This window comes from Candidatus Omnitrophota bacterium, from assembly GCA_030650275.1.
In the GTDB taxonomy this organism is placed as follows: Bacteria; Omnitrophota; Gorgyraeia; order Zapsychrales; family Fredricksoniimonadaceae; genus JACPXN01.
The window spans coordinates 1-24,985 of sequence record JAUSEK010000007.1 but is presented as its reverse complement, the minus strand read 5'-3'; the positions used below and the strand labels follow the sequence as shown (position 1 = coordinate 24,985).

Annotated in this window: 22 protein-coding genes; all 22 read left to right on the top strand. The window is 50.5% G+C overall.

Annotation, left to right across the window (positions count from 1 at the left end; all coding sequences use genetic code 11):
* Position 1 precedes the first annotated feature (1 nt).
* Positions 2–2,929 (top strand): c-type cytochrome, encoded by a 2,928-nt coding sequence (locus tag Q7K71_02180; protein ID MDO8674911.1) that lies wholly within the window; start codon positions 2–4, stop codon positions 2,927–2,929.
* Positions 2,930–2,943: 14 nt separating this feature from the next.
* Complete coding sequence (locus tag Q7K71_02175; protein ID MDO8674910.1) at positions 2,944–4,116, top strand: multicopper oxidase domain-containing protein; 1,173 nt, start codon at positions 2,944–2,946, stop codon at positions 4,114–4,116.
* A gap of 241 nt (positions 4,117–4,357) precedes the next feature.
* Complete coding sequence (locus Q7K71_02170; protein MDO8674909.1) at positions 4,358–5,149, top strand: radical SAM protein; 792 nt, start codon at positions 4,358–4,360, stop codon at positions 5,147–5,149.
* A 13-nt stretch (positions 5,150–5,162) separates the two neighbouring features.
* Complete coding sequence (locus tag Q7K71_02165) at positions 5,163–7,265, top strand: ribonucleoside triphosphate reductase (GenBank protein MDO8674908.1); 2,103 nt, start codon at positions 5,163–5,165, stop codon at positions 7,263–7,265.
* Positions 7,256–7,927, top strand: coding sequence for an anaerobic ribonucleoside-triphosphate reductase activating protein (locus Q7K71_02160; GenBank protein MDO8674907.1), 672 nt, complete (start codon positions 7,256–7,258; stop codon positions 7,925–7,927). The genes Q7K71_02165 and Q7K71_02160 overlap by 10 nt, the downstream gene beginning before the upstream one ends.
* Positions 7,928–7,938: 11 nt before the next feature.
* Entirely contained in the window at positions 7,939–8,100 is a 162-nt protein-coding gene (locus Q7K71_02155) for a hypothetical protein (protein MDO8674906.1), read from the top strand.
* A 71-nt stretch (positions 8,101–8,171) separates the two neighbouring features.
* Positions 8,172–9,248 carry a PAS domain-containing protein gene (locus Q7K71_02150; GenBank protein ID MDO8674905.1) on the top strand — a complete coding sequence of 359 codons (1,077 nt, stop codon included), beginning with the start codon at positions 8,172–8,174 and terminating at the stop codon, positions 9,246–9,248.
* The gene (locus Q7K71_02145; GenBank protein MDO8674904.1) at positions 9,248–9,898 is read left to right on the top strand and encodes a response regulator transcription factor; all 651 of its coding nucleotides are present in this window, start codon (positions 9,248–9,250) and stop codon (positions 9,896–9,898) included. The genes Q7K71_02150 and Q7K71_02145 overlap by 1 nt, the downstream gene beginning before the upstream one ends.
* A 78-nt stretch (positions 9,899–9,976) precedes the next feature.
* Positions 9,977–10,354: a response regulator transcription factor gene (locus Q7K71_02140; protein MDO8674903.1), complete on the top strand. Its 378-nt coding sequence runs from the start codon at positions 9,977–9,979 to the stop codon at positions 10,352–10,354.
* Positions 10,355–10,372: 18 nt separating this feature from the next.
* Complete coding sequence (hemA, locus tag Q7K71_02135; protein MDO8674902.1) at positions 10,373–11,701, top strand: glutamyl-tRNA reductase; 1,329 nt, start codon at positions 10,373–10,375, stop codon at positions 11,699–11,701.
* 39 nt (positions 11,702–11,740) lie between these two features.
* Entirely contained in the window at positions 11,741–12,490 is a 750-nt protein-coding gene (locus Q7K71_02130) for a cytochrome c3 family protein (protein ID MDO8674901.1), read from the top strand.
* A 53-nt stretch (positions 12,491–12,543) separates the two neighbouring features.
* Positions 12,544–14,610 (top strand): hypothetical protein, encoded by a 2,067-nt coding sequence (locus tag Q7K71_02125; GenBank protein ID MDO8674900.1) that lies wholly within the window; start codon positions 12,544–12,546, stop codon positions 14,608–14,610.
* Between the two features lie 67 nt (positions 14,611–14,677).
* Positions 14,678–15,847: a cytochrome c3 family protein gene (locus Q7K71_02120; protein MDO8674899.1), complete on the top strand. Its 1,170-nt coding sequence runs from the start codon at positions 14,678–14,680 to the stop codon at positions 15,845–15,847.
* Positions 15,825–16,280, top strand: a complete 456-nt coding sequence (locus tag Q7K71_02115; protein MDO8674898.1) for a Rieske (2Fe-2S) protein — start codon at positions 15,825–15,827, stop codon at positions 16,278–16,280. Before Q7K71_02120 ends, Q7K71_02115 begins: the two co-directional genes overlap by 23 nt.
* A 12-nt stretch (positions 16,281–16,292) precedes the next feature.
* Complete coding sequence (locus Q7K71_02110) at positions 16,293–17,453, top strand: cytochrome bc complex cytochrome b subunit (GenBank protein MDO8674897.1); 1,161 nt, start codon at positions 16,293–16,295, stop codon at positions 17,451–17,453.
* On the top strand, positions 17,450–18,694 hold the full coding sequence (gene hemG / locus Q7K71_02105) for a protoporphyrinogen oxidase (GenBank protein MDO8674896.1): 1,245 nt from the start codon (positions 17,450–17,452) through the stop codon (positions 18,692–18,694). Before Q7K71_02110 ends, hemG begins: the two co-directional genes overlap by 4 nt.
* A 15-nt stretch (positions 18,695–18,709) precedes the next feature.
* Positions 18,710–19,321 carry a hypothetical protein gene (locus tag Q7K71_02100; GenBank protein ID MDO8674895.1) on the top strand — a complete coding sequence of 204 codons (612 nt, stop codon included), beginning with the start codon at positions 18,710–18,712 and terminating at the stop codon, positions 19,319–19,321.
* Positions 19,318–20,427 (top strand): cytochrome c biogenesis protein ResB, encoded by a 1,110-nt coding sequence (locus tag Q7K71_02095; GenBank protein MDO8674894.1) that lies wholly within the window; start codon positions 19,318–19,320, stop codon positions 20,425–20,427. Before Q7K71_02100 ends, Q7K71_02095 begins: the two co-directional genes overlap by 4 nt.
* Positions 20,424–22,295, top strand: coding sequence for a cytochrome c biogenesis protein CcsA (gene ccsA / locus Q7K71_02090; protein ID MDO8674893.1), 1,872 nt, complete (start codon positions 20,424–20,426; stop codon positions 22,293–22,295). The genes Q7K71_02095 and ccsA overlap by 4 nt, the downstream gene beginning before the upstream one ends.
* A gap of 41 nt (positions 22,296–22,336) precedes the next feature.
* On the top strand, positions 22,337–23,728 hold the full coding sequence (locus tag Q7K71_02085; GenBank protein ID MDO8674892.1) for an NAD-dependent malic enzyme: 1,392 nt from the start codon (positions 22,337–22,339) through the stop codon (positions 23,726–23,728).
* A gap of 25 nt (positions 23,729–23,753) precedes the next feature.
* A complete protein-coding gene (locus Q7K71_02080; protein MDO8674891.1) occupies positions 23,754–24,434 on the top strand; it encodes a PTS sugar transporter subunit IIA in 681 nt (226 codons plus the stop codon).
* 1 nt (position 24,435) lies between these two features.
* On the top strand, positions 24,436–24,985 hold a 550-nt coding region (locus Q7K71_02075), incomplete at its 3' end, for a proton-conducting transporter membrane subunit (GenBank protein ID MDO8674890.1).

Sequence of the window (24,985 nt, the reverse complement as noted above, 5' to 3'; positions counted from 1 at the left end):
TATGCCCCCGCCGTTGCCCCCTGAATCGCATTACGACCCGAAAAAACTGCAGAAGATCTTTGCCATAGCGACCCTGGTGCTTTTGGTGTCTTTGTTCGGTGTTTTTGCCAAGGATTATGCCCGTGAATGGAAAACGTATCAGCGCCAGTTCAGGGCCCTGGAAGTTGAAAAAACCCGGGTCAAACTGGACGCCCAGAACAATGAGCTGGCCAAAAATGAGGACTATCAAAAGGTCCTTAAAGAACTGAAAACCGTCCAGGACGGGTCAAAGTCCCAGGCCCTGGCCGTTGTTTCGTCCCGCCAGCGGATCACCAACGCTCAAACGGTCAAAGAACTTTATGTCCAGCAGTCGCAATTCGTCAAGGCCGATCTTGATGCGCTCAAGTATAGGTATGAACAAGCCGCGGGCAAGGGGCAAGAGGGGGCCCCGGAATTAAAAATACAGTTAGACATCCTGGATGCAAGAATGGAACAGTTGCGCTTAAAGATCGAAGCCCAGGATGATGTGATCAAGGCGAGAACAAACGACATTCAAAATATCGAAAAAGACGCCAGGGACCTGGATAAAAAACGTTTGGCCGTCGCCAAGAAAGCAGAGATCCTCCAGCGCAAATTGAAACGCATTGATCTGCAGGAAATGTCGCCGGCCGATCAATTGGCCGAAGCCGTGCGCGATATGCCGTTCGTTGAATTGGCCAACCCGAATTACAAGATCCGCCAGATCGTCCTTAAAGATATCCCTGAAGATATGAATTTCATGAAAGTCCCCCGGGTGGACCGCTGCACCACCTGCCATTTAGGGATAGACAATCCTGATTTTAAGGACGTGGGCCAGCCGTTTCGCGCACATCCGGACCTGGAAATGTTCGTAGACAAGAACTCCCCGCATCCGATGGACTCGTTCGCCTGCACCACCTGCCATATGGGGCGGGGCAGGGCCACGGATTTTGTTTCCGCCGCGCATACGCCGCGCAATGAAGAACAGAAAAAAGAATGGCAAAAGAAATACGGCTGGAAGGAATCGCATCATTGGGACCAGCCCATGCTGGCCGCGCAGTCCACACAGGCATCGTGTTTCAAATGCCATCAGGACCAGACCGTCATCAAAGGCGCCCCGATCCTGAATTTTGGCCTGAATTTGATCGAACGCGCCGGCTGTTACGCATGTCACACCATCAAGAAATACAAGGGTTGGCCTAAAACAGGTCCGAGTTTGGAATTTTTGGCGTCCAAGACCACCATGGAATGGGCCTATCAATGGATCGCAAACCCCAAGGCCCTGCGTCCCAACACCTGGATGCCGTCGTATTTTGACCAAAGCAATACCAATGACCCGGCTTCCATTAAAAGGAACCAACAGGAGATTCACGCGATCGTGGCATTCCTGTTCGCCAACAGCAAACCATTCAAGGCACAGGACGCGCCGCAGGATGGGGACCCGGTCAAAGGAAAAGAATTGGTTTCATCTTTAGGATGCATGGCCTGTCATCAGGTAGGACCCCAAAAGACAGATGTCAAACGTGATCGCGGCCAACTGCAACGTGAATTCGGGCCCAACCTCGTCGGTTTAGGCAGCAAGACGTCCAGGGCGTGGCTGTTTGACTGGCTTAAAAACCCCCCGCATTATCATCCGGAAAGCAAAATGCCGAACATGCGCTTGAGCGATACGGAGGCCTCGGATATCGCCGCGTATTTGGCGCAGGATGTTTCGTTGGCCGCGGCCGAGCCCATTGTGCCGGTGGATGAACAGACCCTGGACACCATTGTTCTTGATCTCCTTAAAAAATCGGAAACCGTTGAAAGTTCCAAGGCCAGGATCAGGGCCATGTCAACGGATGAAAAACTCACGTTCGCCGGCAGGCGTCTCGTCCGCGAATACGGATGTTTTTCATGCCATAACATCCCCGGGTTTGAGAATGAAAAGCCCATCGGTACCGAATTGACCGAAGAGGGCAGTAAGAGCATTGAACGGCTGGATTTCGGTTTTGCGGACATTGAACACAGCAAAGAGGCATGGTTCAAACAGAAAATGCTTGATCCCCGTATTTTTGACAAGGGCAGGGTGAAAGAGGCCCTGGAAAAACTCAAAATGCCCAATTTTAATTTCACTGAAGAAGAAGCACAGGCGATCACTACGGCTTTGATGGGTTTTGTCAAAGACCGGCCTGATCCGTCGAAAATGCCGAATCAGGGGGTGAAAGCGGCGTTCATCAATGAGGGACAAAGGATCGTGCGCCAGTTCAATTGCCAGGGCTGTCATGTCATTGAAGGGGAAGGCGGGGCCATTCAAAGCACCGTGGTCGATTGGCTGGTGGCCTATCAGGGCAAGGAGACCAGTGATGCCCGATCCGTGGTCCGCAGTTTTTCGCCGCCGGATCTGGTCGGGGAAGGCCAAAAAGTGCAGGCCCAGTGGCTGTTCGAATTCCTGCATGGCCCCACACCCATACGGCCGTGGCTGCATGTGCGCATGCCGACCTACAGTTTCCACGCCGGCCAGATCAATTCTTTGGTCAAATATTTCAATTATCTTGATGACCAGGAATTCCCGTTCACCGACATTTATCATCCGCAGATGAGCAAGGAAGAGTTTGAGGCCGCCGGCAAACTATTCTCTAAGGATTATTTCGGCTGTGCCCAATGCCATATCGTGGGGGACCAGATGCCCGGCGGTTCCGCGGACAGCTGGGCGCCGAATTTCGCCTTGACCGCCAAGCGTTTGAAACCCGACTGGATCATCCAATGGCTGACCGATCCGGCGGACCTTTTGCCCGGCACCAAGATGCCGACGTATTTTGACCCGAAAAACTTTGATGAGTCCGGGCCTGCGGACATCCTCAACGGGGATGAACGCAGGCAGATCAAGGCCCTGCGTGATTATCTGCTGACCATTTCCAGCGATCCCGCCCCGTCAACCCAAGCAGGACCCTGATCAACGAGGATACTATGGATAAATCTCAAGAAGGCAAGGTCATCCAGAAATTTCAGGGGCTTTTGGTTTTATTATTCGTGATCAGCGCGTTTGTCTCCGGCATGATCGTGCATGCCAAAGACGCGGTCTCTTTTCCTAAATTGCGCGTGAAACAGCCATTGATCTATGCCCCGCAAGTGCCTGCGCCGATCACCCGTCGAGTACCCGCGGTGGTGGAAGTGCACATGACGTCCATGCGTCAGGTCATGGAAGTTAACAAAGGGCTCAATTATGAATTCTGGACATTTGACGGCCATGTGCCCGGCCCCTTTATCCGTGTGCGCGTGGGTGATATTTTAGAGGTGCACCATGAAAGCAAAGACACCACCGGCATGCCCCACAATATTGATTTCCACGCGGTGACAGGGCCGGGCGGCGGGGCCCCGGTGACAACGGTTGTCCCCGGTGAAAAACGTATCAGCTGGTTTAAAATGATGGCCCCGGGGCTTTATGTCTATCATTGCGCGGCCCCGCCGGTGATGGACCATATTGCCAACGGGATGTATGGTCTTATTCTGGTTGAACCGGCCAATGGTTTGCCTAAGGTGGACAAAGAGTTCTATGTCATGCAAAGCGAGATCTACGCACAAAACCCTGATGGGGAACCGAAGCCCGTTGAGATGGACCATGCGCATATGGATGGTCAAGAAGACAAGAGCGTGTGGGGCGATGAACTTGCCCAAGGCAAGCAGGGAGACGCGGTGCTGTTGAAGTTTTCGCATCAAAAAGGACTGGACGAGCATCCGATGTTCGTGGTCTTCAACGGACGGGTGGGGTCATTGACCAATGAAGGGGTATTGAACGCCAAGGTCGGCGACCGGGTGAGGATCTTCTTCGGCAATGGCGGACCTAATCTGATCTCTTCTTTTCACGTGATCGGAGAGATCTTTGACCATGTTTATCGTGAAGCGGACCTGATCAGTCCGCCGGCGCGCAGCGTGCAGACGACATTAGTTCCGGCCGGCGGTGCCACCGTGGTTGACTTTGCCCTGGAGGTCCCGGGCAATTACACCCTGGTGGACCATGCCATTTTCCGCGTGGAGAAGGGGGCGGCGGGCTTCCTGCAAGCCGACGGGAACCCCAACTATAACATTTATCTCTCCGACCAGGACCCGGTCAAATGTCCCGGCTGTTTGGTCCATCCTTAAATGAGCCCACAACTTACGGGACGTAAGTTGTTTGGGCGAATTTAACCCTGCGAAGCCCAACGCGAAAGCAATTGAGCGAAGCAGGGTTTATTGTTGCAGTACGTAGGTTCCTACGTAGTATTGCTCATATACACATCCCCGCAATTATCTTATATTAATCCACACGATATAGTGGTCAAAGATTCTTATACCACTAAATATGGTGTAAATGCAAGCCGGCAGGCAGGGAGGAATTGTACGGATGATCGCTCCTTTTCAATATATCTATGGACCGGTGCATTCCTGGCGTTTGGGCAGGTCACTAGGCGTTGATCCGCTTTCTTCAACGCAGAAGATCTGCAATATGGATTGCATTTATTGTCAATTGGGCAAGACCGCGAAATTGACCAATGAGCGCAAGGTCTTTGTGCCTGCCGATGAAATTGTCGATGAGATCCGCCGCATTCCCTTACATTTTGTGGACCACATCACCTTTTCCGGACGCGGCGAGCCGACTTTAGCCAAAAATTTGGGGGAAATGATCCGCAAGATCAAAGGTTTGCGGCATGAGAAGGTGGCGGTGATCACCAATTCATCGCTGATGTCCCTGCCTGAAGTGCGCGCGGACCTGATGCTCGCGGATTTTGTGCTGGCCAAACTGGACGCCGCAAGTCAGGTGTCTTTTGAAACAGTGGACAAAGGACAAACGCTTGACCTGGCCGGGGTGATCCAGGGGATCGTGGATTTCCGTGCTTCTTTTAAAGGCAAGCTGGCTTTGCAGGTGATGCTGGTCAATGAAAATATTGAAAGCGTGGCGCAAATAGCGCAGGCGGCCCGGCGCGTGGGCCCTGATGAGGTGCAGTTGAACACGCCGTTAAGGCCCAGCGGGGCCAGACCCATGGAACGTCAACGCCTCCAATGGGCCAAAGGATTTTTTAAGGACATGCCGGTGGTTTCCGTCTATGACGCGCCTTCCCAGGAATATACGCCTATGGATGAGAGGGCGACACAGATCCGTCATGGCAACTTCCGTAAAACACGTTCTTATATTTAAGAAAGGGAAAGATATGGCCATCGCCGTATTCACGACCGTCATCAAGCGCAACGGCAGGACAGAAGGGTTTGACCCTAAGAAGATCACCAAGGCCATTGTCAAGGCCGGTCAGGTCACGGGGGAATTCGGCCCGGACATGGCCCAGACGCTGACGGTGAGGGTATTGAACATTGCCCAGCAGGTCCTTGTTGATAATCCGACGGTGGAAGGGATCCAGGACATCGTTGAGGAGGTCTTGCTCTCGTCCCCTTACCGCAAAACCGCCAAGGCCTATATCCTTTACCGTCAGCAGCACGCCGAGATGCGTGAAATTGTCTCAAGGTTCAATACCGGCCTGGTGGACCAGTACCTGGACCAGCAGGATTGGCGGGTCAACGAGAACAGCAACATGGCCTATTCCTTACAGGGGCTGAACCATTATATTTCTTCCGAGGTCAGCAAACTTTACTGGCTAAGCCGCATTTATCCCGCGGCCATTAAAGATGCGCATCAAAAAGGGGACTTTCATATCCATGACCTCGGCCTTTTAAGCGTTTATTGCGTGGGCTGGGACCTGCAAGACCTGTTGACCGTCGGTTTTAAAGGGGTCTCCGGCAAGATGGAAAGCAAACCGCCCAAACATTTGCGCAGTGCCCTGGGGCAGATCGTGAATTTCTTTTACACCCTGCAAGGAGAGGCGGCCGGCGCGCAGGCCTTCTCTAATTTTGACACATTGCTGGCGCCGTTCATCCGCTATGACGCTTTGACTTACGAAGACGTCAAACAAGCCCTGCAGGAATTTGTTTTTAACGTGAATGTGCCCACCCGTGTCGGTTTCCAGACACCGTTCACCAACATCACCATGGACCTGACCGTTCCCAGTTATTACAAGGACCAGGGGGTGATCATCGGCGGCCAGGCGCAAAAGGAGACCTACGGTGAATTCAAAAAAGAGCTGGACATGTTCAATAAGGCCTTTTTGGAAGTGATGCTCGCCGGGGACGCCAAGGGACGCGTATTCACCTTTCCAATTCCGACGTACAACATGACCAAGGATTTCAACTGGGACAATCCCAATCTGGAATTGTTATGGCAAATGACCGCCAAATACGGGATCCCGTATTTTTCCAACTTCATCAATTCAGACATGGATCCCGCGGACGCGCGCAGCATGTGCTGCCGCCTGCGTCTGGATAACCGTGAATTGAGAAAACGCGGCGGCGGTTTGTTCGGGGCAGCACCCCTGACCGGATCGATCGGGGTCGTCACCATCAATTTGCCGCGGATCGGCCATATGTCCAAAAGCCAAGAAGAATTCTTTGCCCAATTAACGAAAAAAATGGACCTGGCCAAAGAGAGTTTGGAGATCAAACGCAAGATCCTGGAAAAACTCACCGAGGAGAACCTGTATCCTTATATCAAGTTTTATTTGCGTCATATGAAGGAGCGTTTTGACCAGTATTGGAAAAATCACTTTTCCACCATAGGGCTTTTGGGGACAAATGAGGCCTGCGTGAATTTATTAGGGAAGAACATCGCTTCGCCTGAAGGCAAGGCCTTTGCCGTGAAAGTATTGGAATTCATGCGGGCCAAACTCATGCAATACCAGCAGGAAACAGGCAATATTTTTAACCTGGAAGCCACACCGGCAGAGGGGACGACGTATAGTCTGGCCAAATTGGATAAGGCCCTGTCCCCTGATATCATCTGTGCCAATGAGGAGGAATACCGCCAGGGCCATGAACCGTTCTATTCAAATTCAACGCATTTGCCGGTGCAATACACCAGCGATCTGTTCGAGGCCCTGGACCATCAGGATGATCTGCAGACATTGTATACCGGCGGCACGGTTCTGCATGGTTTTGTGGGCGAACGCATTGATGATGCCCAGAGTGTTAAGAACCTGGTGCGCACGATCTGCACGCGTTACCGTTTGCCGTATTTCACGATTACCCCCACGTTCAGTGTCTGCCCCGGTTGCGGTTATTTGGCCGGCGAACACTTCACCTGTGAGCACTGTGCGAGCGAATGCGAGGTGTATTCGCGGGTGGTGGGGTATTTGAGGCCGGTCAAGCAATGGAATAAAGGTAAAAAGGAGGAGTTCCACGAACGTAAGACGTATCAGGTATGCGCATAGGCGGTTTTCAAAAATTAACATTGGTGGATTTCCCGGGCAAGGTCGCGGCCACTGTTTTCACCCAGGGCTGCAACTTCCGCTGTGGCTTTTGCCATAACCCTGAACTGGTTTGCCCGCAATTGTTCCAAACACCGGTGCCTGTGCAAGAGGTCCTGGACCACCTGGACAGGCACCGGGGAAAATTGCAGGGAGTTGTCATCACCGGCGGTGAACCAACCCTGCAAAAAGGTCTGTCAGATTTTATCGTCCGCATCAAAGACATGGGTTTTGCGGTCAAATTAGATACCAACGGCAGCCATCCGGAAATCTTATCTTCCCTCATGGAACGTCATTTGATCGACTATATTGCCATGGACGTTAAGTCGTCATGGGCGAAATACAGCCGGGCCGCGGGCGTTGTTTGTGATACGCAGAAGATCCGGGAAAGCATTGACCTGATCATGGCCAGCGGTTTGCCGTATCAGCTGCGCACCACGTTGGTCAAAGAATTTTGCTCTAGTGACGATCTGTGTGATATCCAGCATTTGATTGATGGCGCTAAACATTATGTCCTGCAGCCTTTTGTCCTCTCCCCCAAAATGATCGATCCTCAGTCCGCCCGTTGGGAGCAATACACGCCCATTGAAATCGAGGCCTTAAAGGCTAAATTTGAAAAAGTATAAAGGATGACCCCATGAAAATCAAAGTCGAAGCATTAAGCAATTTATTGGAATTAAAAGAAGAGGACCTTCAGGAACTGGATGCTGATCAACTACGTTTAATTTTAGGAGTTTTGCGTTATTCGACCAGGATCGCGCAACGTGAACTCAACCGCCGTGAATCTCTATTAAAATAACTTAACTTCTTTGTTGTAAATGTGCGGGATGCTATAATTGCCCAAAGATATTCAAGGGCTGATTTATGGGCATGGACACAAAAGACAACACATTACAAAAGACACTCAAAGAACTGGCCGATATCAAGTTCGCGCTGGACACCTCTTCGATCGTGGCCATCACCGATCAGAAGGGGAAGATCATTTACGCCAACGATCAATTTTGCCGGATCTCCAAATATTCCCGTGAAGAACTGTTAGGCCAGGACCACCGCATCATCAATTCCGGTTATCATCCTAAAGAATTTATCCGCGATCTTTGGCGTACCATCGCCCGGGGCAAGGTGTGGAAGGGCGAGATCCGCAACCGCGCCAAGGACGGCAGCATTTATTGGGTGGACACGACCATTGTCCCTTTTTTAAATAACAAGGGCAAGCCCTACCAATACGTTTCCATCCGCAATGAGATCACCCGGCGCAAACACATGGAAGATGAGATCAAAGCCCTGCCCCAGCGCATCATTCAAGCACAGGAGCGGGAATGCGACCGCATCGCCCGTGACCTGCATGATGATCTGGGACAGTCGCTGGCGACGCTCAAAATGATCATCCAATCCGCGTGGCTGCAGGAGAAAGCGGCCAGGCCTTCAAAAGAACACCGTAAGATCCTTGAATATTTGGACACCATCATTGATCACTCGCGCAATTTGGCCATGCGTTTGCGGCCTTCAACCTTGGAGGCCCTGGGATTGACGACCGCGTTAAAATTGATGTTCGGCGAAATTAACCACGGAGGGAAGGTCAAGATCACTTTTTACCACAGTCCTCTGGAGGGCCTGTGTTTTCAAGCGGACCCCATCAATATATTCCGCATTGTCCAGGAGGCCTCCACCAATATTTTAAAATATGCCAGGGCGACCAGGGTCAAGGTCGCCTTGCGTGTCGTCAACGGCCGCTTAAAGATCACCGTTCAAGACAATGGATGCGGTTTTGTTCCGGAAGAAAAATCCAAGGGCCTGGGACTGATCACCATGCGCGAGAGGACCGGCCTTTTGGGAGGAGAGATCAAGATCCTCTCCCGGCCTAAAAAAGGAACGGTCATTGTCGCGGACATCCCTTGCCGGAGGCCTCCGGCCCTATCGGGCCGTAGGCCCGGAGGGCAGACCTGATGGCCCCTGTCCGTATTGTCTTGGCCGATGATCATGAAATGTTAAGGGCCGGACTTAAAGAACTCCTGGAAAAAGAACCCGATTTTAAGGTCGTGGCCCAGGCCCGTGACGGGGAGGACCTGCTGGAAAAACTTGGGGGCGCCCACTTCAAAGCCGATTGTGTCGTGCTGGACCTGTCCATGCCCAATATGGACGGGCTGATGACGCTCAAGGAGATCCGGCGCCGTTTTCCCAAGACAAGGTCCCTGATCTTGACCATGCAAAAAGATTCCGAACATTTTAAACATGCCATGGCCTTGGGGGCCAGGGGGTATGTGCTTAAGGACAGCGCTTTTGATCAGCTGGTCCTCGCTGTTAAAATGGTCATGAAGGGCAAGACATTCATATCTCCCGGCATTTCCAATTTGATCGCTGAACAGTTCGTACGGTCCATGGAAGAGGGGGATTTTCCATCGCTGGAGATCCTGACGCCGCGGGAGAAGGAGATCCTGCGCTGCATCGCCCAGGGCCAGGCCAACAAAAATATTGCCGGCCGTCTTGGGATCAGTATCCGCACCGTTGAGACCCACCGCAGTCACCTCATCCATAAACTGGGCCTTAAAACCGCGGCCGCTCTTGTGAAATATGCCTTAGCCAGGGGGTTAATTTAGCTTTTCTGCGTGTTACTACGCATTTCTTGGGTAGTTTATCTTATAGAACAAGCTCTTCTCAAATTTTATAATATCCTTATGTTAACCATCTTGATCGTGGAAGACCATAAAGATTTTCGCCAGGCGGTGCGCCATTTCCTGGAAGTGAGCAACGTCAAAGCCGATCTATTGGAGGCCTCCTCCGGTGAAGAGGGGGTCCTGTTGGCCAAACGGATCAAACCGCAAATTGTCCTGATGGATTTCTGGCTCCGGGGGATGAATGGGATGGAGGCGGCAACTCAGATCAAGGCCAGCGTGCCGAATTGTTCCATTATCATGTTGACGATGTTTGACATCAAAGACATAGAACCCCTCGACAACCAAAATCTTATTAAAGCATTTATCAGCAAAAGCGATCTGTGCGACAAACTGATCCCCAGCATCAGCAAGATCCTGGACCCGGCTATTTTAAAATAAACATTTTTAAGGAAAATAATGAAGATATTGGCGGTAGGGATCAATCACAGGACGTCCCCAATTGAAATACGGGAAAAATTTCATTTGTCCCCATTGGAAAGGGAGCTTTTGATCTCTGAATTCAAGAGCGACCCTTCGGTTGCGGCCGCCGTCATTCTTTCCACCTGCAACCGCTGCGAGATCTACGCCACGGTGGTGGACGGCCACCCGCCTTCAGAGATCATTCAAAAATTATTTTCCATCAAACATCAGCCGCAGACCCAGGGCCTTCAGAAGATGTTTTATGTGCATGAGGGGCCCGGGGCCGCGGAACATTTTTTAAGGGTTGCCTGCGGGCTGGATTCCCTGATCCTGGGGGAAAAACAGATCCTGGGGCAGATCAAGGAGGCGATCGGTCTTTCACGTCAAAATGGGATGATGGACAGGGCCCTCAACATCCTGACAAATTTTGTGATGGAAACAGGCAAAAAAGCCCGGCAGGAGACGCACATTGATTTCGGCGGCGTGTCTGTGAGTGCTGCGGCCGTTTCCATGGCGCAAAATCTTCTGGGGTCTCTGGAAGGCAAAAATGTCCTTGTGATCGGCTCCGGGAAAATGGGATGCCTGGCCTTGAATTATCTGCGTCAGAAAAAAACAAAACACGTGTATTTGATGAACCGCACGGAAGAAAAAGCCGCTGTGATCGCCGAAGAATTTCAAGCACAGAGCGTTCCTTTTTGGGACCTCAAAGAGGTCCTAGCCAAGGTGGATGTCTGCATCTGTTCTTCCGGGGCCCCCCATTATTTGGTCACCAGGGATCTCATGGAAAATGTGGTCAAATCGCGCACCAGTCCTCTGATTTGCATTGATATCTCCATGCCGCGTAATGTTGACCCTCAAGTGGCACAGATCGCCGGGGTCAAGCTGATCAGCCTTGATGATTTGGATAAGGTTATTGAACAGAATGTGCAAAAACGCCAGGACGCGGTGAAGGAAGTAGAGCAGTTGATCACCCGGAAAATAGAAGAATTTTATAAAGCCATTTTAAAGGTCCGGCGGGTGGACAGCAGGCAAGTGCTCGCGGCTTTGATGATCGGGATTATTTTTGTGTTGGGAATGTCCACGGCCCACGCGAATTTGAAACAGATCAAGGCCTACAAGGAAACGTTCCCGGAGGCCAAGCCCAAATGCATCAATTGTCATGAGACCGAGAAGCCCAAAAAAGATGAAGGGCTGCATGAATGGAATGATTACGGCAAAGCAGCCATGAAACTCGAGGCCCACCCCACGGCCGAGACCTTTAAGCAATTGGGTTCATTTGATGATTTTGAGAAAAATGCCAAGCCAGCGGCGGAAGAAGAAAAATAACCGGGAGGGTTTATGAGGGCCAAAGATGCTCGATCAAATATGATCCCAGCAACCTTGATCTTTCTGGGGATGATTCTGGGAGGCGTGATGCTCACCCATAGGCCTGCCCAGGCATCAGAGGAAAAAGTGCGCGAGATGTTAACAACCGCCACGTATGTGGGCGCGGAAACCTGCATGACCTGCCATGACAAAGAAGGCAGGGAGTTCAAGCTTTCCACCCATGCGCGCATTACCAATGAAAAAGCTGATGGCGCGGCCCAGGGTTGCGAAATGTGCCATGGCCCGGGCAGTGTCCACGCGGATGCCTCCGGCGGCAAAAATAATATTATAAACCCCCGAAAGAACCCGGAAGTTTGCTTTACCTGCCACACCGATAAGAAAGCGGAATTCCGTCTTCCGTACCATCATCCCGTTCTTGAGGGGAAGATGTCTTGCGTTGATTGCCATTCACCCCATGGAGAAGAAGTAAAACCATGGTCTGCGACCACATTGAATAATGTGAATGAAGCTTGCTTTAAATGCCACAAAGATAAAGAAGGGCCTTTCGTTTGGGAGCACGAAGTTGTTCGAGATGGCTGTACCACATGCCATAAAGTCCATGGCTCCATTAATGACAAAATGCTTGTTTCCAGGGACCTGAACTTGTGTTTACGCTGCCATACACAGATCAATTATCCCACTATTGGCGCCAGTAACCATAGCGGCCGATTCACGCAAGGGACCTGTTTTAGCGCGGGATGCCACACAGCAGTACACGGTTCAAACTTTGACGATCATTTGCGTTATTAGATAAAGATGGGCTGTATGAAAGTTTAGCGTGTCATGTAGTCCAGGAGGCTTAAATGAAAAGTTTATCGTATAGAAATTGGAAAAAGATTTCTTTTACAAGTTTACTTTTTATGTGCTTGGCGGTATTTGAGGTCCATGCCGAGGAGGCGGTACCGCCAGTTTATGTCACTATGATGCCGTTCCATTTTGCCGCGGTAAAAGGCGATACGGCCAAATTCCGTCAACTGAATTGGATAAAAGATGGATATACGGCGGGCTTAAAGAATGTTTCTTTTGACCGCGCTGTCAATGGAAAGGAAGTGTCATTTGAAGGACATTCAATTCTGCAAGAGAATGACAATGGCGTTGATCTATTGATCAGTGAACAGAATTTTGGTTATCTGAAGATGGATTATCAATCGTACCGTAAATATTATGATAATAAAGGCGGGGTATACCAGCCATTTACGGCATTAAGGCTGAATAAATTAGAGGATGATTTAAAGCTGGACATTCAGCATTTTTTTATTGAACTTGGCAGCGGCAGTTTATCTGAGCCGGGCATGAGTATTTCGTATGAACGCAGCGCTAAAGACGGCCGCAAGTCCCGTTTAGCATGGACAGCTGTCAAGGAATCAGGCACGACGCGTAATATTGGGCCTTCGTGGCAAGACATAGAAGCTGTTACGGACACATTGTCTTTAAAAGGAAATACAGAGATCGCTGGGGTAAGACTGGCCGGAGAGCAAAAATTCTCATATTTCCATGAAGACTCATTACGGGAAGAAAAATTGCTGACAACCGGCACTGCTTTGACCGCCGATAATAAAATGCGCCGTCAATGGCAAAGCCCGCAAACCGACCTGTTAACAACCACCTTAAAGGGTGATAAATGGTTTCTCAACGATAAAAATTATCTATCTTTAGCGTATCGTTATGCCAATTTAGATAACAGTGAATTAGAGAACATTCTGGAATATAAAAAGGACGGTACTTTATTTAATTATACAAATCCTAAAAGCGCTATTAATGCAACATCGAACACGTCTTACAATGATCATATATGGACAGGCAACTATGTTTCGAATATAACTTCGACATTGAATTTTATTTCAAAATTCAAGACGGAAGTGATATCCAAGCGGGGAAGCTCCACATACCCCCACGATGATGATGCCAACGCGGCACCTAACGGTATCATTAATACGACCGATGTCAGTACTATGGAAAATAAAGTTTTTAAGTTAGGCGAGAGCGCTTCTTTGCGGTATAACGCGATCCCGCATACCACTCTTTATACTGAAATAGAAGGTGAACAAACGCGCAATTGGTTGACCGAAGAGCGGGACAGTATTGCGGGTGAATCCGCGGCCGCAACAGGAGAACAATTAGCCCGTGAAACATTAACGCATATATCAAAAACAGTGTGGACAATAGGAGCACGGATCATCCCGTCTAAAACTTTAAATATGACCATGCAGTATAAGCATAAATGGGAAGATAATGATTATGATGATATCATCGATACCCCCGGCTCTCTTTCCAAGTCAGCGTTCATAGATGATATGAGGCTAAAAAGCGATGATGTGGGAGCGCGTATTTCTTGGAAACCTTTTTCTAAGATCGAAGCAATTTTTAGGTATAAATTATCGGATAATATATATCTTCCGCGTTTTGAAAATCAAGTAGCGCAGAAGTCAAAGATGTTAAGTAATGTATTCACCTATGACCTGAACTTGCAGCCGATTGACCCATGGTTTTTGACGCTTTCTTTTTCCCAAGATTCCAGTAAGGTGTCAACTCCGGCGGCATCAAATTTATCGCCCCAACTTCCCGGGTTTACATCGAATGTGAACAGCTTCTTGGCCTCATCAAGCTATGTTATTGATGAGAAATTAAATTTTACCAATACGTATCAATATTCAATCGCGGATAATTTTGCCGATCTGCAATCATCAGGATATTTTTATGGCGCGTCTTTTAAGCGTTATGATATTGGTGCGGGCCTTCAATGGTCGCCCAAAAAAGACCTGACGATCGAGCCGCATTATACGTATTATTACTACGCGGATAATAAGGACGCAGGCGGCTCTAATTACAGCGCGCATGCGATGTGGCTGGACGCGAAGTTTAACTGGTAAACGGGTGGAAAGCAGGGTGCGGTTTATCCAAATAATATATCCTTGTTTGTTTCTTGGTTTTTTCGTGATGCAAGGTTGGGGCTTAGCGCAATCAGCCCCGTACAATTCCTGCCTTGAATGCCACGCGGACATGGCGGAAGAAATGAAGGGCAGCATCCATTCCCAGCATCAAGTTCACTGCCAAAATTGCCACGGCGGTGACCCGGCAAAGAAAGATCAGGAAGCCGCCAAAGACCCGGCCACGGGTTATATCGGCGTTCCGGACAAAAAGCAATTGGTCAAGATCTGCGGGGAGTGCCATGCCGATGTGGAAGCCATGAATTTTTATGGAATCCGCACGGACCAGCTGGCCCGTTACAAGACAAGCGCCCACGGGAAGAAACTTTTTGAAGAAGGCAATGTCCGGGTCGCGGCGTGCACCGATTGCCATGGTTACCATGATGTGACGGCTGTTTCTGACCCTAATAATCCGGTTTATCCGTTGAACGTGCCCAAAACCTGCGCTCAATGCCACAGCGACGAAAGATTGATGTCAAAGCACGGCCTTTCCTCCGATCAGTTCAAGAAATATGAAAGCAGCGTTCACGGGAAAGCGTTGTTTGAGAAAAAAGACATTTCCGTGGCCCAATGCGCCAGCTGCCATGGGGGGCATGGAGCGCTCCCGCCGGGGGTCAAGGATATGGCCAATACCTGCGGCAAATGCCATGTCAATGAGCAGAAATATTTCTCCCAAAGCGTGCACACCTCGATCGGATGTATTTCCTGTCACGATAATCACGGCGTGGCGCCGGCCAGTACGGCATTATACGAACAGGCCTGCGGTCAATGTCATGTTCCCGGCAGTCCAGAGTTCCAGCTGGGCCGGAATTTTGCTTCCATGATCAGCGCCTCGCAGGGTAAGTTGTCCGCGACCAAGGACATGGTCAAACAGGCCTCGATCGAAGGGATCTTTGTTGAGCAGGAAATGGCTTTATTGGAACAGGCCAAAACACATGTGCTGGAAATGGCCCCTTTGCAGCACACCCTTTTGATCGAGGGGATCATCGGCCATTATAAGAAAATTTCCGAAACCACCGAAGACATCAAAACAAAGATCGACCGTAAACGGCAAGAACTGGTCTGGCGGAAATTGGCCCTCATTCCCATTTGGATATTTATCGTCATTATGGCCGGCGCTTTCTGGATCAAGTACAAGCGTCTCAAAGAGGAAAAACATGAAGGAAGCGGACATGAATAGATCGGGGGAGAAGGAAATATCCCGCCGGACCTTTGTGGATTGGGTCATTAAAGGGGGGTTATTGGTGGCTTTGGCCGGGGTCCTGTATCCGGCCTTGTCTTATTTGCGGCCTGTGATGCGCCGCGGGGCAATATCGGAAATGGAAGAGGTCGGCGGCGTTAATGACATCCCTGTGTGGGGCGGCAAAAAGGTCATCATAGGAGGCAGCGCTGTTTTGATCATCAGAACACCTGACGCATTCAAGGCGTTTTCCGCTGTTTGCACCCATTTGGGATGTTTGGTGGATTGGGATGGTCAAAAACGGGAGATCATTTGTCCATGCCATGCCGGTATTTTTGATCTGAATGGCCGAAACATTTCCGGGCCGCCTCCCCGGCCATTGCCGGTTTATACGGTCAGCGTGATCAACAATAAGATTTTTGTGAAAGTATAAAGGACCAACATCATGTGGAAACGTTGTTATCACTGGTTCAATGAACGTTTTGACCTGCCCAAGATCCAAAAGCCGATCAATGATCAGCTCACAAAGCCTTTGCCCGGGCACATCAGCTGGTTCCATACCCTTGGCAGTATGTCATTTTTTCTTTTCATCAGCCAGGTCCTGACCGGCATCTTATTGCTTATTTATTACCATCCGACACAGAAAGAGGCCTTTGAGAGCATAAAATTCATTACAAATGAGGTCTATATGGGGTGGTTGTACCGCCAGATCCACGCGTGGGGTTCAAACCTCATGATCATCATTGTGTTCCTGCATATGCTGCGCACCTTTGTGACCGGTTCGTATAAGAAGCCCCGCGAGATCACGTGGATCCTGGGGGTGCTGCTGTTTGTCATGACGGTCATTTTCGGTTTTACCGGATACCTTTTACCGTGGAATCAACTGGCCTACTGGGCAACAACCGTGGGAACAGAGATCGCCGGAGCGGTCCCATTTTTTGGGGAATTCCTCAAGACATTTTTACGCGGCGGGACCGCGGTCGGAGGAGAGACCCTGTCCCGTTTTTTTGTGATCCATGTCATTATTTTGCCGTGGGCGCTTTTTTTTATTGTGATCTTTCATCTGTTTTGTGTCCGTTACCTGGGGATGTCGACCATGGACAAGGTCGGCGAGGAAAAAAAGGTCAAAGAGGGCCAGGGGGTCCCGTTTTTCCCCCATCACGTATTGAAAGAAGGGATCGTTCTCTTTGTCCTCCTGGGGGTGTTGATCACATTGTCCGTGTTCTCGCCTTTCGAACTGGGGGAGAAGGCCAATCCCCTGCAAACACCGCACGCCATTAAACCGGAGTGGTATTTCCTTTCCATGTATCAGGTCTTAAAACATTTCCCAAAATCTATCGGGATCTTCGTGCTCGGCCTGGCCCCTCTTTTTCTGTTGATCTGGCCTTTTTTGGACAGGACCCCGCAACGCCATCCGTCCAAAAGGCCCGTCTCCATGACGATCGGCATTTTAGTTGTTCTTTCCTTGGTGATTTTTGGCGTATTGGGTTGGGTGTCGGAAACAAGAATTCACGTGTTCGGGAAGACCTACGACGTTGATATGTACGGCAAGCCGCATTTGGTTCCCGCACAAACACCGCCTGTTCAGAAAGACATCGCTCCATGACCATCGCGATCCTCGGCGGCGGCATTTCAGGCCTGGCCGTCCTGCATTATTTAAAACAGCGTTTTGCCAACACCGTTGATATTGTTCTTTTTGAACGTGAACCCACCCCCGGAGGTACGGTTCGCACTTTCAAAAAAGACCAATGCCTCTTTGAATCCGGCCCCAACGGTTTTTTAGACGATCAACCAACCACTTTGGAATTGGTCCGACAGCTTGGGGTAGAAGACCAATTGATCGACGCCGACGCGCGGGCCAAACGTCGCTACATCCAATTCAACGGCCGGCTCCATCCGGTGCCGATGGGGCCCATCAGTTTTATCCAAACGCCCCTATTGTCCGCGGCGGCCAAAGGCCGTCTCATCAAAGGGATATTCAAGAAGAACGTCAGCACCGACCAAAGTATTTACAATTATACCGCCGAGCGTTTCGGTCCGGAAGTATCAGAACGTTTGGCAGACCCTTTCATCAGCGGTATTTACGCGGGCGATGTGAGGCGTTTGCACATGGCCTCCACATTTCCAAAGATTTCAGGTCCTAAGAAAAACAAACACACATCCCGCATGCGTTCTTTCAAAGAGGGCATGGGGCAGCTGATCCAGGCCTTATCCGGGCGTTATGCTTCTTGTATCCAAACAGGAAGAGAGATCGCTTCCTTGAAAGAGATGAATGCCCGGCATATCATTTGCGCTGTTCCGGCGTATGGTGCAGCCCGGTTGTTATCTGATACCGCGCCTGATCTAAGCGCTGCTTTGTCCCGCATTGTCTATGCGCCTGTGGCGGTGGCGGGATTGGTTTTTGACAGGGGGTCTTTTAAAAAAATTCCGGATGGTTTTGGGTATTTGGTCCCTTCGCGGGAGGGTAAAGAAATTTTAGGTGTCCTCATTGAAAGCAATGTTTTCCCTCAACGGGCGCCCAAAGGCCTGGTCATGGTCCGTGTCATGTTGGGCGGGGTCCGTCATCCGGCCATCATCAATGACAGCCCTGATCAGATCCTAGCCAAAGCTGTTCAAGAAATAGATGCGATTTACGGGCTTAAAGCCGGCTGCGTGCAGACATTCGTTAAGTTATGGCCCAAAGCCATTGCGCAATATGAGTTGGATTATCCGGCATTGCGCCAAACCATAGCCCAGGAACTTGCCAAGGTCCCGGGCCTTCATTTGTGCGCCAATTATTTGGACGGCATTTCCTTCAATGACTGCATCAATAATGCCAAATCGGTTGCAGGCTCCATCCTTATCTGATAAGCTTAACGAATTATGATCTATCTATTTTTGTTCATTTCTTTAATGACTTTGAACGGCTGTGAGCAAAAGTCCTTGGAGCGCCAATACACCGAGGTGGTCATTGAAGCGCCCAAGGCAGGCATGCTGGCCATGACCGACCCTCATGCCGGTATGGGTATTTCTGTTCCCGGGGCCATGATGCCCATGGCCAATACCGCTGATCTGACATGGACATTGCCGCAGGGCTGGATGGAAGGGGCCGCTGGAGGGATGCGTTTAGCCACATTTCATTTAAAGAATGATCCCAAAGATATCGATGTATCCATTGTTGTTTTAGACGGCATGGCCGGCGGTTTAGAGTCGAATCTTAGCCGTTGGCTGGGGCAGATCCAACTGTCAGCCGCTGAAAATGATCTCAAAAAATTGATCGCCGAGGCCCAAAGTATCCGGACCAAGGACCGATCCGAAGCAAAGGTCTATGATTTGACCGGTTTGACCCAGGACAGCAATGCCGCTTCCATGATCGTTGCGATCATTTCCGTCAACAGTAAAACCGTTTTTGTCAAAATGACCGGAAATAAAAATAATTGCCGGAAGCAAAAAGACGGTTTCCTTGATCTTGTCCGGTCCATATCAGCGCCATGAACAAACTATTGCCCATCGTTTCTTCCTTAAAGATCACCTGTGCTTGTGTCTTCTGGCTGTTTGTGCTCACGTTTTGGGGCACGGTGGCCCAGGTGGGGCATGGACTTTATGACGCCCAGGAACGTTTCTTTTATTCCTGGTTTTTTCGTCCGCAATATTTTCTGCCTTTGCCCGGCGCCCAGCTGACCATGTGGGTCTTGTTCTTTAATCTGATGGCCTCGGCCTGGACCCGGTTTAAGGGCATGCAGGACATCCGTTCCTGGGGCTTGAAATTAACGCATTTCGGGATCTTGTTGTATCTGGCCGCGGCATTCTTCACATTCATTTCTACGGAAGAATCCTACCTGAATTTACAGGAAGGGCAGGGAAGCAATCTCTCCAGTTCCTACAGCCAGTGGGAAGTGGCTTATTGGACAGACTTAGGGTCCACACGGCATGTCAAGGCCGTGGATATCGGCAAAGTTCAGGCCGGACAAAAAATGCCGTTTGAAACCGGAGATTTTCAATTAAAACTTGTCCAATACCACCCTAACTGCGCGGCTTTTACCAAAGCCCTGCCGCCTGACGGGCAACAGCCCTTGAACGGGTCCGGGATCACCTTATTGCAGCCAAGGCCCGTGATCAAAGAAAAGGAAAGCAATATCGCCGGAGGCCTGTTTGAATTAATAGCCATGGGGCAAACGCAGCCTTTATTGTTATATGGCGGGGAAGCGGCCCCGACCCCTGTGGTGATCAACGGCCAAACATATTTCATGGTCCTTCAGCCCAAGAAATATCCATTGCCGGTCACGATCCAGTTGAAAGAATTCCGCGTGGAATTTTATCCGCGCACCGAGACCGCCAAGAGTTATGAAAGCACCGTGATCGTCCTCAAAGATCAGATCCAAAGGCAGACCAGGATCTACATGAATAATCCCTTAACGGAAAAGGACTACACCTTATTTCAGGCCTCGTATGCCACCGGCCCTACGGGGATCAGGTCCTCCACCCTGGCCGTGGTCAGGAATTCCGCCCGCGGCTGGCCGTATGTCGCCTGTTTTGTCGTATTGGCCGGATTGATCCTGCATTTTTTGGTCCAGGCCTTTGTCCGGAAAAGACCGTCATGAAAAAATTGATCCTTTTCTCTCAAATCCTTTTTTCGGTCTTCTGCGTGTCCGGCGCGTCGGCCAATGAGCCGGGTTGGCTCAATAGTTTTTCCAGAATTCCGGTGATGGAAGAGGGCCGCATCAAGCCGATGGACACTTACGCGCGTTCCGTGCTTTTACAGCTGTCCGGAAAAGACCATTATGGGAAGAGGTCCGCTGGCGAATGGCTGGCCAATTTAATTTTTCAGCCGGAAGCGGTGAGCCAGGACAAAGTTTTTCTCATCAATCATCCGGATATCCCGGCGGCTTTATCGATAGAGGTGGACCCCCACCGCCGTTACAGTTTTGATGAGCTTCATGGACATTTTGAAAAATTGTTTGAATTGGCGCAGGGGGCGGCGGCCATTGAAGAAAAACAGCGTTCCGTGGTGGAAAATGAGATCCTCCGGGTTTTCGGAAATGCGCAGCTTTATATCAATTTGTCCGTCAGTTTTAAGTTTGTTGAAGGGCATGAAGATTTTGCCGTTCGTTTTGCGCAGACAGCCGAGGCCTTAGGCCTGCCCGTCAACGAAGGCGGATACAGTTTTATAGACATTGCTTTAAAAGCAGGTGAAATGCACCGGCTGACGTCCGGACTGGAAATAAAGGACAAAAAAAAATGGACCGCGTCTGACCGGGAGATCATGACCTTGGCCAGGAATTTATTCAGCTGGAGCAACCGTTTTGACGGCTTGCCTCTGCATATGGTCCCTTCCGCCAGGGAAGAGATCTTTCTCACCCCCTGGGAAGCGTTGACACAGCAGTTTGTGGACCCCGCCGTTCATGAGGAAGTGATCGATCTGGCCCGGGCCGCCGCGGCTTACCGGGACAAACAAACGATCGGAGTGGATCTTGCTCTTAAGAAATTTTTGGGTTCCGCGTCCGGCCGTATGTATGCTTCGGGCAAGGGACCTTTGGAGCGTATCGGCCTGGAGTTGATGTATCAGCGTCTCAAACCGTTTGACCTGGCTCTCACTTTATTTTTGGTTGCGTTAATTCTTCTGTTTGTTTCCATGTTCGGGAAATGGAACTGGATCGATCCGGTATTATGGGGTTTGATGGCCCTTGGGGCCGGCTTGAACCTGGCCGGGGTGATCGTCCGTTGTATCATTTTAAGCCGGCCGCCGGTGTCGTCTTTATACGAGACCTTCATTTTTGTCAGTTTGATCGCCGTCATTTGTGCTTTGTTGATCGAATTTATCCAAAAAAACCGCCTGGGATTCCTGATCGGGGCCATCAGCTCAACAGCGCTGTTGATGATCGCGTCCAAATATTCGGCGGAAGGCGATACTTTAAAAATGCTGGTCGCGGTTTTAAACTCTAATTTTTGGCTGGGGACCCATGTCATTACGATCAGCGCCGGTTACGCGGTCACCTGTGTGGCCGCTGTTTTAGGGCATGTGTGGCTGGTGCAAAAAGCGTTGCGCCAGGAGACTAGGGTTTTAGAGGCCACCATGACCGCCATGCTTTCGGTGATGGGGGTCGCGTTGATCCTGACATTTTTCGGAACGAATTTAGGAGGCATCTGGGCGGACCAAAGCTGGGGCCGGTTCTGGGGATGGGACCCCAAGGAAAACGGGGCCCTGATGATCGTTCTGTGGCTGATCTTTTTATTTCATGCCAAATGGGCGGACCTCATCGGGCCTGTCGGGCTGGCCGCGGGCAATGTGGTCAGTTTGATCGTGGTCATGTGGGCATGGTTCGGGGTCAATTTATTGAGCATCGGTCTGCATTCCTACGGGTTCACCTCCGGTGTTGCCAACGTTCTTTTGATCTACGCGATCTGTGAAGTGGTGTTTTTGATCGTCACGTTGACGGTGATTGGCTGGCGGAATAAAACCAACAGATAGCACATCCCCGCAAAAAGTTTAAATCTTCCGAGGGTCATTTGATGAGATTAACAGTACGGCTGGAGCTTTTAAATAAACCGGGTATTTTTGCCCGTGTGGTCAAGATCATCGCCGATGAACACGCGAATTTGGGGGCCGTGGATATTGTGGAGGCCATGCCTCATAAAGTCGTTCGGGACGTCACTTTTGATATCGGCGATGAGAAACACGGCCGGCGCATCATCGATGCTTTGAACGCGGTGGAGAACATCAAGGTCGTTTCGTTCTCGGACCCGATCTTTCTTCTGCATTTGGGCGGCAAGATCCATATCCAGAACAAGGTCCCGTTAAAAACAAGGGACCAGCTTTCCATGGCTTACACGCCCGGGGTCGCCGAGGTGTCCAAAGCCATTGCGCAAGACCATTCCAAGGTCAATATGCTGACCATCAAAAGCAACAGCATCGCCGTTGTCACCGATGGTTCGGCGATATTGGGCCTGGGCAATCTCGGGCCTGAAGCGGCTTTGCCGGTCATGGAAGGCAAGGCCATGCTTTTTAAGGAATTCGCCGACATTGATGCCTGGCCCATTTGTCTGGCCACGCAGGATGTGGAGGAAATTATTGCAACGATCAAGAATATCGCCCCGGTTTTTGGAGGCATCAATCTGGAGGATATCAGCGCCCCGCGCTGTTTTGAGATCGAGTCAAGGTTGAAAAAAATATTGAACATTCCGGTCATGCATGATGACCAGCATGGCACGGCAGTCGTTGTGCTGGCGGCTTTGAAGAATGCTTTGAAAGTCGTCCAGAAGGACATCCGGGATGTCCGCATTGTGGTCAGCGGTCTTGGATCGGCGGGGTCGGCCTGCTGCCAGATCATGCTCGCGGCAGGGGCAAGGAATTTGTCGGCCTGTAACAGAAAAGGGGTCGTATTGAGCGTTCATGAGGGCAACGCGGACAAGGTCAGGCAGGACCTTTTTTCATTTAAAACGGAGAATCCGGTGATGTCTTTAAAAGAGGCCTTGCAGGGGGCGGATGTTTTGATCGGTGTATCAGCGGGGAATTTATTGTCCGTTGACGATCTCAAGAAGATGGGGCAAGACCGGATCGTGTTCGCTCTGGCGAACCCTGATCCGGAGGTCAACCCCCACGAGGCGTGCGAAATTTGCAGGATCTTCGCCACCGGCCGTTCGGATTTTCCCAACCAGATCAATAACGCGCTGGCTTTTCCGGGGATCTTCCGCGGCGCTTTGAATGTCCGCGCCAGGGAGATCAATGAAGAAATGAAATTGGCCGCCAGCGATGCTTTGGCCGGTCTTGTTTTGAAGGACCAGTTGAGCGAAGAATACATTATTCCGAGTATTTTTGACAAAAGGGTTGTGATGGCGGTGGCAAAAGCCGTGGAAGAGGCGGCGCACAAAACAGGGGTGGCGCGTAAAAAACGCCTGGATTAGACAAGACCTTGGAAAGCGGGCGGGGATGGAACTGACGGTCAATGATATCATCAAGACGTTCAGGGTGTCCGAGAGGACGCTGAAGGGTTGGATCGGGAAAAAGGGCGCGCCCTGTGTCAAGGCCAACGAGCAATACCGTTTTAATTATATTGAACTTCTGGATTGGGCGCTGGAGAAAAAGATCCAGCTGACCCCGGAAGTCCTGGCCCTCGGGGAGAGGGAAGGCCAGGATACGAGCCTTGTGTATCAGGGGTTGAAAGCCGGCGGCATCCATTATAATGTCCCCGGCGGCAGCCGGGAGGAAATTTTTAAGTCCATCGTTGATCTTTTACCCTTGCCGCCGCAGTTGAATAAAAATTCCCTTTGGCAGATGTTTAGCGCCAGGGAAGAAATGATGTCCACCGCCATCGGCAACGGCATCGCCATCCCCCATGTGCGCAATCCCGTTGTCCTGCACGTGGACCATCCTTCCATCACTTTGTGCTTCCTAAAAGCACCGGTGGATTTCAAGGCCCTGGACGGCAAGCCGGTTTTTATCCTGTTCACCCTTTTGAGCCCTTCGGTCAAGAAACATCTGGCCCTTTTAAGCCGGCTGGCGTTTTGTCTGCAAAATACCAAATTGCAGGAACTCCTGCATCATCAAAATTCCCCTGAGCAGATCTTGGCCGAGATCAGGGTGCTGGAATCAAAGATCGCTGCCGCCTGACATGAACCTTCTTTTATACAGCTTGTCCTTATTATCCGTCGCTGCTGTGCTCATGGTCCTGACCGCGCGGTCCAGGAGGACCGTCAGCGGCATTTATCTGGTTTCGTTGATCACAGGGTGTGTTTTAGGGGGGATATCCGCCGTCGTCACCCTCGTCAGCCGGACCTCAACGGATTGCCGGCCGGGTTTTAAAATGCCGTGGGGTGAGTTTTATATAGGGCTGGACCCTTTGAGCGCGTTTTTTGTATTGACGATCACGGTTTTGTTCCTTTTGGCAGGCATTTACGGTTACAGTTATTTGGAACATGAGCGCAAAAAGAATTTAGGCGTTCATTATGCCTTTTACCATATCCTGCTCATCTCTCTTCTGTTGATCGCCACGGCCAAAAACGCGGTTTTATTTTTGGTCATGTGGGAGATCATGTCCGTATCTTCGTATTTCCTGATCACCTTTTATGATGAAAAACAGGAGGTCAGGAAAGCCGGTTATCTCTATTTGATCGCCACTCACACCGGGACATTTTGCCTGTGGGTCATGTTCCTTCTGATGG